2 protein-coding genes are annotated in these 834 nt (G+C 64.9%); one reads left to right on the top strand and one right to left on the bottom strand.

Annotation, left to right across the window (positions count from 1 at the left end; all coding sequences use genetic code 11):
- On the top strand, positions 1–457 hold a 457-nt coding region (locus D8M36_RS10015), incomplete at its 5' end, for a substrate binding domain-containing protein (RefSeq protein ID WP_193877159.1).
- Here the strand turns inward: D8M36_RS10015 and D8M36_RS10010 are convergent.
- The coding region (locus tag D8M36_RS10010; protein ID WP_274542655.1) for an NAD(P)-dependent oxidoreductase at positions 454–834 on the bottom strand (381 nt) is incomplete at its 5' end. The genes D8M36_RS10015 and D8M36_RS10010 overlap by 4 nt on opposite strands.

The following is an 834-nucleotide window of genomic DNA, read 5'->3' as shown; positions in this document are numbered from 1 at the left end:
CATCGGCACCCTGGAGGATTCCACCCTGATCGCTCGGCGCATCGCCAGCGTGCAGCGTGTGTACTGCGCCAGCCCCGACTACCTGGCCGTGCGCGGTACGCCGCAAAAGCCTGAAGACCTGGCCGGCCGTGATTGCCTGCCCTATGGTCACGGCCGCCAGGTGCAGTGGCGTTTCCAGGCCAAGGGCAAGTTGCAGTCGCTGCATGTCAGCGGGCGTATGCGCGTCAATAATGGCGAGCTGCTGCGCGACACAGCCATCGCCGGAATGGGCGTCACCTACCTGCCGACCTTTATCGTCGCCGATGCCTTGAAGGACGGGCGCCTGGTGACGTTGCTGGATGAGTACGCCCCCGACCCCCTGACCCTGTCGGCGGTGTACCCGCAGCACCGGCAAAGTTCGCGGCCGGTGCAGGCGCTGGTGGAGTTTCTACGCGAGCGCCTCGCCGGCGGTTGTTAATTGGCCCGGTTGTGGAGTGCTTGCTGAGCCAGGTAACGCTCCAGATTGGCCAGGAACGCGTCGGCGATCTCATGCTGGCTGCGCGTGGAAATCGCCGAGGTGTGCGGCGATAAGCGCACGCGCGGATGACTGTACAGCGGATGTCCCTCCGGCAACGGCTCCGGCTCTGTCACATCCAGTGATGCCAGCACGATCTGACCGTTATCCAGCGCTTCGAGCAGCGCCTCCTGATCCAGCAAACCACCCCGCGCGATGTTGATCAGGTGCAATCCCGGCTTGGCGCTCCCCAGGACCTCACGGTTGATGATATGCCGCGTGGCCTCGGTCAGCGGTGCGGCTACCACCAGGTGATCGGCGCGGGCGAACAGGTCATGGAT

It is taken from the genome of Dermabacter sp. HSID17554 (assembly GCF_003989295.1).
In the GTDB taxonomy this organism is placed as follows: Bacteria; Actinomycetota; Actinomycetes; order Actinomycetales; family Dermabacteraceae; genus Dermabacter; species Dermabacter vaginalis.
This window is presented reverse-complemented; position numbering and strand designations above follow the sequence as displayed.